Annotated in this window: 6 protein-coding genes; 3 read left to right on the top strand and 3 right to left on the bottom strand. The window is 62.6% G+C overall.

The window, feature by feature from the left end; genetic code table 11:
• A partial coding sequence (locus ACEW8Q_RS16890) for an aldehyde dehydrogenase family protein (protein ID WP_373505224.1) occupies positions 1-492 on the bottom strand: 492 nt, incomplete at its 3' end.
• Between the two features lies 1 nt (position 493).
• The gene (locus ACEW8Q_RS16885; protein WP_373505223.1) at positions 494-1777 is read right to left on the bottom strand and encodes an aspartate aminotransferase family protein; all 1284 of its coding nucleotides are present in this window, start codon (positions 1775-1777) and stop codon (positions 494-496) included.
• Between the two features lie 173 nt (positions 1778-1950).
• Here ACEW8Q_RS16885 and ACEW8Q_RS16880 point away from each other — a divergent pair, with 173 nt between their 5' ends.
• Together ACEW8Q_RS16880 and ACEW8Q_RS16875 are read left to right on the top strand one after the other, a co-directional pair.
• On the top strand, positions 1951-2727 hold the full coding sequence (locus ACEW8Q_RS16880; RefSeq protein WP_373505222.1) for a DeoR/GlpR family DNA-binding transcription regulator: 777 nt from the start codon (positions 1951-1953) through the stop codon (positions 2725-2727).
• A 121-nt stretch (positions 2728-2848) separates the two neighbouring features.
• Positions 2849-3067: a hypothetical protein gene (locus ACEW8Q_RS16875; protein ID WP_373505221.1), complete on the top strand. Its 219-nt coding sequence runs from the start codon at positions 2849-2851 to the stop codon at positions 3065-3067.
• A 71-nt stretch (positions 3068-3138) separates the two neighbouring features.
• Here ACEW8Q_RS16875 and ACEW8Q_RS16870 read toward each other — a convergent pair whose 3' ends face one another.
• Positions 3139-5847, bottom strand: coding sequence for a beta strand repeat-containing protein (locus tag ACEW8Q_RS16870; RefSeq protein WP_373505220.1), 2709 nt, complete (start codon positions 5845-5847; stop codon positions 3139-3141).
• A 147-nt stretch (positions 5848-5994) separates the two neighbouring features.
• Between ACEW8Q_RS16870 and ACEW8Q_RS16865 the strand changes: the two genes are divergently transcribed.
• Positions 5995-6615, top strand: a complete 621-nt coding sequence (locus ACEW8Q_RS16865; RefSeq protein ID WP_373505219.1) for a FecR domain-containing protein — start codon at positions 5995-5997, stop codon at positions 6613-6615.
• Positions 6616-6728: the final 113 nt, after the last annotated feature.

Below are 6728 nucleotides of genomic sequence, written 5' to 3'. Positions count from 1 at the left end.
CTTCGCCGCGTCCGCCAGCACGCGGGCAGCGTCGGCGCAGCATGCCTTGGCCAGCGGGTGAGGAGAAATGATGATGGCGTTCCGCGTCATCAGCGCCAGCAATGTCTTGAAGAAGACCGTGGCGACGGGATTGGTGACGGGGATCAGGGCGAAGATGACGCCAGCCGGGCGGGGAAGCTCCACGATCTTCCTGGCAGGATCAATCCGTGGACTGATGAAATCCTCGTTGGCGTAAAGCTCGACGAGGCCCTTGGAACAAGCCTCGTTCTTGATGCGCTTGTGCTCGACGACACCCATGCCGGTCTCGCGCACGGCCCATTCGGCATAGGCTTGAGCCTTGGAGTGGCCAGCGGCGGCGACGGCATCGATGATGCGGCGGGTGGCGCCACGGTCAAGCTTCTGCATCCTGGACGCGGCCCAGCGGGCGCGGTCGAGCATCAGCTTGGCGCGTTCGAACTGTACGTCGGGTACCTTGATCAGCGGTTCGGTCATGTCAGGCTGCCTTCTTCGCCTGATGCAGCAGCTCGCGCGCACGCGGCATGGCGGCATCGAAACGGTCCATGATGTCCTGGCAGGTCTCCTGCGTCAGGAGCACGCCGGGTTTCCATTGCAGCACGCGCTTGTCGAGCGAGGAGAAGATCGCCCAGACGCCATGCTCGTAGAGGGCGCGCGAGACATACATGGCGCCTTCCGGATGATTGGAGAATTCGAGGCCGAGAATGACACCCTTCTGGCGCACGCCGGTGAAGAGGTCGCCGTGGCGGGAAATCATGTCCTGCATGCTCTCCGCCATGAAGTCGGTGACGGTCTGCACGTTGGCGACGACCTCCGGCCGAAGCAGCATCTCGATGACCTTGTGGGCCACCACGCAGCCAAGCTCGGCACCGCCAGAGGTGGAAATATGGGCTGCGCCATCCTCATGGAGCCAGCCGCCGGCCTTGTCGTTCACGAGGCAGGCGCTGATGGGATAAAGCCCGCCCGAAAGCCCTTTCGCGGTGACCATGATGTCAGGCTGGATGCCATAGGCTTGCCAGCCCCACATCTTGCCCGTCCGCATCAGGCCGGTCTGCACCTCGTCCGCGATATACATGGCACCATGCTTCTCGCAGAGCGCCTTGCAGGCATTGAGATAGCCCTCCTTCGGCATGGGGAAGCCGTAGGTTGCGGGGATCGTCTCCATGATGAGGGCAGCGACGTCACCGCCCTTCAGGGCCTGTTCCATCGCGTCGATGTCGTTGAAGGGAACCTGGATGAAGGTCTCGGGCTGGTCGGCAAGAAAGATCTTGGTGAAGCGGTCATCGCCCGTCGCGACCGCCAGTCCGGAGTGCCCGTGATAACCCTTGATGATCGAGACGATCTTGCGGCGCTTGGTGGCGTAGCGGGCACTCTTGATCGCGATGTCGACGGCTTCGGCACCACCGGGTGCGAACACCGCGTATGTCATGCCGGGCGAAATGTTGATGAGCGACTCCGCCAGTGCAGCGCGGGCGACAGACGGAAACCAGTGATTGCCGATATCGAAATAGTCGAGCGCGCCCTTGAGGGTTTCCACGAGTTCAGGATGGCGATGGCCGAAATTGTAGGTACCGCCGTTCAAGTGCAGGTCGATGAGGCGGCGGCCTGACATGTCGTAGAGAAAGTAGCCCTCTCGCCGGTCGATGACGAGGTCGATGCCGGCCTTTTGCCAGAACTTCGTCTTGTCGGGATTCCAGAAGCGGATGGCCTTGTCGAAAAGGTCCTGCTTCGACTCGAACTTGAAGAGGCCATAGTCGTACATATTTGCTCCTTCGGTCAAAAAATGCCCGACTTCAAACTATAATCTATCAAGTCACAACATAAATTCGTTGTCAAGTGGGCATTTTCTGACCAAACTGAGAGATGAAGCTGCGAAACCGGTCAAATGACTGACCGGACTGCCAGAATCCGCCGCGCCGTGCCACAATGCGTTTCATGAACCCTCCCGAGATGAAGCTCACCAAGTCCGACCGCCACTCCCGCATCGTTGCCGAACTCCGTGCGACGCCTACGCTGCGTGTCAATGAGCTGGCCAACCTGTTGAATGTTTCGACCGAAACTGTGCGGCGCGATCTTGCGGAACTGGATGAACGCGGCCTGATCAACCGCACTTATGGTGGCGCCATGCGCCCGGTGAGTTTCGAACCGGCCCTCGCCGAGCGAGAAAAGCTGATGGTGGAGGAGCGTGAGCGGATCGCGGCGGCGGCTGTGAAGCTCGTCGAGCCCAATGACATCCTGATGATCGGCGGCGGTGCCACCACGACCATTTTTGCGCGGAGGCTTGCGGCGGAGCGGGATCACCTGACCGTCATCACCCATGCCTTCTCGATTGCGATGGCGCTTGCTTCCAATCCCTTTCACAAGGTGTTGATGCTGCCCGGCCAGTATGACAGCCGCGAAGGCCTCATCCATGGCCCCGACACCATCGAGGCGCTGCAGCGCTATCGCGCGGGCAAGGCGTTCCTGGGGGCAAGCGGCTTGACCGCCGAGGGGCCGAGCGACGCGGGCGTCGGCCCTGGTCTCATCTATGGCGCGATGATGCGGCGGTCGAGTGAAACGGTGATCCTCGCCGATCACACGAAGTTCGACCGGCCATCGCTCTCGGTCTTCGGGCCGTGGTCACCACAAGTGCTGCTGGTTTCGGATCAGGAGCCCGCTGGCGAATTGCATGTTGCCATGCTGGAGACCGGTGCGCGGCACATGGTGGCCTGATCTGCCCGCCGCGTTCACAAGTGCTCAGAGTGGAACTGCACGCGATGCCGCGCGTTTCGTGCTGGCGGGTGGAGCACAGAACGAGTTCCACCGAAAGCCAACTTGATGAAAGGAACACATCATGGGCAATAGCACCCAGCAGAACGACCCCAAACGCGATCCGCAGAAGCAGAAGGCGGGTCAACATCAGGGTGGCGATGTCAACCGCGGCCGCGAGCAGCAGAACCAGCAGGATGGTGGGCAGCGCCAGCAGAGCGGCGGCATCGAGCACGAAAACGAGCGCAACCGCCATGATCAGAACCAACAGGGCGACCAGGGCCGCGACAACGTGCAGCGCTGACGTAGCATCAGGGGCCCGGTGCTATGCGCCGGGCCCGTCCATTTGCCTGAAACAACTTTTGTGAATAGTCCTCAGAGGATATCGAAGTCTGCTGCCGTAAGCGTAATCGTGTCGGCGCTGAAGATGTTGATCGACTGGCCGCCGAAGACGACGGTCACATGATCGGTTCCGTTTCCGGCAATCGACAGGTCGCCGAACGAGTTTACGAAGGGCGTGTCGAACTGGATGGTATCGATGCCGTCCTCGAAGTCGCCGATGATGTCCTGACCGGAGTTGCGGGCGGTAAAGACGAAAGTGTCGGCATTGAGTCCGCCAATCAGGGTATCGTCGCCGGCACCACCCGTGAGTATGTCATTGCCGCGATCACCAATGAGTGTGTCATCTCCGACATTGCCCAGAAGTGTATCTGACCCGGTTCCGCCATTGACCGCGTCATTTCCATCTCCGCCCGAAATGGTGTCGCGGTTGCGGCCGCCATTCAGTACGTCGTCGCCGCCGCGGCCCTGCAGATTGTTGGTACCGGAAGTGGCCCTGAAGTTGTCATTTGCGTCGTCGCCCCTCATGATGCTGTCGCCTTCGCCGGCAATGAAGCCTTCGATGCTGATGAAGGTGTCGCCCGACGCCTTGCCGTCCACAATGCCAGCGGCGAGGTCGATGATGATTGCGCCATCCAGCCGGTAGTCCGCGACGTCGAAGCCCTCGCCGCCGTCGAGGGTGTCGGCGCCGTCGCCGCCCTGCAGCGTGTCGTTGCCGCCGAGGCCCTGGAGAGTGTTGTTGCCAGAATTGCCACGTAGCGTGTCGGAACCTGCCTGCGAGCCCGTGATGTTCTCGAAGTTGAAGGCTGTGTCTCCCGCCGCGTCGCCTGAGGCAAAGAACAGGCCATCGAGCGACATCACGACGCCCAGCACGGAGGACGAGGCATAGGTCAGCGTGTCGGCAGACCCGGTTCCACCGTCCATCGCGTCGGCGCCTGCGCCGCCTTCGATTATGTCGTTGCCGTCGTTGCCGTTGATGAAGTTGGTGCCTGCGGAGCCCGTCAGGACGTCGTCCGCGTTGGAGCCCGACACATTCTCGATTCCGGAGAAAGTGTCGCCGGTGGCGTCACCGCCCGAGGCGAGGCCGGTGGCCAGGTTGATGGTCACGCCTTCCGACGAGGCCTGGTAGTCTGCTGTGTCGAGGCCTTCGCCACCGACCAGCCTGTCGGCGCCGCCCAGTCCCGCCAGCGTGTCGTTGCCATTGCCGCCGTCGAGAACGTTGACGCCGGAACTGCCCGTGAGGCTGTCGCTGTCCGACGTTCCGGTCAGGTTCTCGAAGCCGCTCAATTTGTCGGTCTCGGTGGTGACGGTCGGGATGAGGGAACCGTTGATGAATGCGGTGCGGGTGATGACGGCCGTGCCGTCGTTGAGCGAAGCGGTCACGCGGGCCGTGTCGAGAATGCTTTTGCTCGAGAAGGCCGCGGTGTCGATGCCGTCGCCGCCGATCAGGGTGTCGGAGCCCTTGCCGCCGTCGATGATGTCGTTGCCGCCCCGGCCTTCCAGCGTGTTGGCGCTGGCGTTGCCAGTGATGGTTTCGGCGAAGTCGCTGGCGATCACATTCTCGATGGCCTGCAGCGTGTCGGTCTCGATGGTCGTGACAGTTGTCACGCGGGTCAACGGATTGAATGTGGATTTCTCGAGGACTGCAGTGCTGAAGTTGGTCGCGTCGGCGAGCGCGATGGTGCCGCGGAACGAGGTAAAGAGTGCGGACTTGTTGCCGTTCCAGTCGATCAGGAGTGCTGTGTCGGTGCCCTCGCCACCGTTCATGAAGTCATTTCCGGTGCCGCCGCGCAGGGTATCGTTGCCTTCGCCGCCATCGAGCGTGTCGGCTCCGCCGCCGCCGATTAGCTGGTCGTTGCCGTCGAGGCCGCGCAGTATGTTCGCGTTGCCGTCTCCCAGCACGAAGTCGTCGTGGTTCGAGCCGAACACATTCTCGATGCTGAACAACCGGTCGCCTTCGGCATCGCCGAAGGAGCCGCTGCCGCCGTTGCCGAAGTCGAGGAGGCTCACGGACACGCCGGTGGCGGAACTGTTGTAGACGGCGGTGTCATTGCCGGTGCCGCCGTCGAGCGTGTCGGCGCCGCCGCGGCCGTTGAGGAAGTCATTGCCTGCACCGCCGTCGATGATGTGGCTGACATTCGAGTCGATGAAATGATCGGTGTGCGAGGTGAGGTCGAACTCCTCGATATCCGTGAAGTTCGCGGTCGTGCCGTTGGTGTCGGTGATCCGGCCCTTCGGGGTCGAAAGCTGGCCGAGGACATTCAGGCTGCCGCCGGAGACGTCGGAGATGGTGCCGACGAAACCGGCCCGGAAGGTGCTGGCAAGGTTTACGAAGACACCCGCGCCGGCCGGGGCGATGCCTGAGAGGAAGGGAGCGCCGTTGATCTCCAGGATATTGGCCGTTTCGAATACCACGCGATCGAAGCCGTCGCCGCCGGACAGGCGGTCGTTGCCCATCACGAGGAGATTGGTTTCAACCGCCAGAACATCGTTGCCATTGCCGCCAAACATGGTGTCGTCGTCCGAACCGCCGAAGAGCCGGTCATTGTCGTCGTTTCCGACGAGCTTGTCTTTGCCGCTTCCACCGAAGATGAGGTCATCGCCGAATCCGCCACGTACCTCGTCGTCGCCGCCCTTGGCGAAGACCCTGTCGTCGCTCAAGGAGGTTGTAACTGCGAAAATGTCATCCGAACCCGATGTGCCGATGATGGTCTGGTTGGTGTTGCCGGTGATGAAGATGGTCATGATCGCGTTTCCCTTGCTCTGTGAAATCGGGGTTGTTCCCGTCGATGGAAACAGGTTTAGCTAGGGACTGGCGGCGGCGCGGTTCCCTGGGGAACAGGGTGACGCTTGGGCTGTCGTCATGCTGGGTGGAGCTTCAGGAGAGACCTCATGCGGAATTTCATGGAACAGGTTGTGCGGCGCCGGGACCTTGTCCTGGGATTGCCAGGGGCGTTGTTGCTGCCGGGAACGGCGCTGGCGGCCGATTTCATCGGCGAGGCTGCGGATGTGCGGGGCACGGTCATTGCCCGGCAAAGCGCCGAGTCGCGAAGCCTCAAGGCAGGCGCGGGACTGATGCTGAAGGATTCGGTCGAGACCGAGGCCGAGAGCATCGCGAGGCTTGATCTCGCGGGCCGCACCATCGTGCATCTGGGCAGCCGCGCACGCCTGCTGATCGACCGCTTCGTCGCGGAAACCGGCGGCGTTCTCGAACTGGGCGAAGGCGCGATGCTGCTCGACCGTGCCGAGGAACTGCCGAAGATCGACCTCACCATCCGCTCCAGCTTCGGCGTCATCGCGGTGCGCGGCACGCGGTTCTTTGCAGGCCCCAGCCGGGGAGCATTCGGTGTCTTCGTCGACCGCGGCACGGTCGATGTCGAGGCCGCCGGCATCACGCGCCGGCTGGTGGCGGGCGATGGCGTCGACATCAAGGTAGCGGGAGAGCCTCCTTCCGAGATCCGGAAGTGGGGCAAGCCGCGCATCGACGAGGCGCTGGCCAGCGTCGGGCTTTAGGAAAGAGCAACCCGTCCGGGAACGAAGACCTCGACCGGGCCGAAGCCCGCCATGTCGAGCTGGCCACGGCTCTCGAAGCGCCAGCCGGGCGGGCTTGCGGCGACCAGACCGGG

Source organism: Aestuariivirga sp. (genome assembly GCF_041738905.1).
Taxonomy (GTDB): Bacteria; Pseudomonadota; Alphaproteobacteria; order Rhizobiales; family Aestuariivirgaceae; genus Aestuariivirga.
The sequence above is the reverse complement of the archived record's forward strand: the minus strand, read 5'-3'. Positions and strand labels throughout refer to the sequence as shown.

Excerpts from the sequence above, each read along its gene's own strand:
- ACEW8Q_RS16885 (WP_373505223.1), bottom strand. The coding sequence starts at position 1,777 with ATGTACGACTATGGCCTCTTCAAGTTCGAGTCGAAGCAGGACCTTTTC.
- ACEW8Q_RS16880 (WP_373505222.1), top strand. The coding sequence starts at position 1,951 with ATGAACCCTCCCGAGATGAAGCTCACCAAGTCCGACCGCCACTCCCGC.
- ACEW8Q_RS16875 (WP_373505221.1), top strand. The coding sequence starts at position 2,849 with ATGGGCAATAGCACCCAGCAGAACGACCCCAAACGCGATCCGCAGAAG.
- ACEW8Q_RS16870 (WP_373505220.1), bottom strand. The coding sequence starts at position 5,847 with ATGACCATCTTCATCACCGGCAACACCAACCAGACCATCATCGGCACA.
- ACEW8Q_RS16865 (WP_373505219.1), top strand. The coding sequence starts at position 5,995 with ATGCGGAATTTCATGGAACAGGTTGTGCGGCGCCGGGACCTTGTCCTG.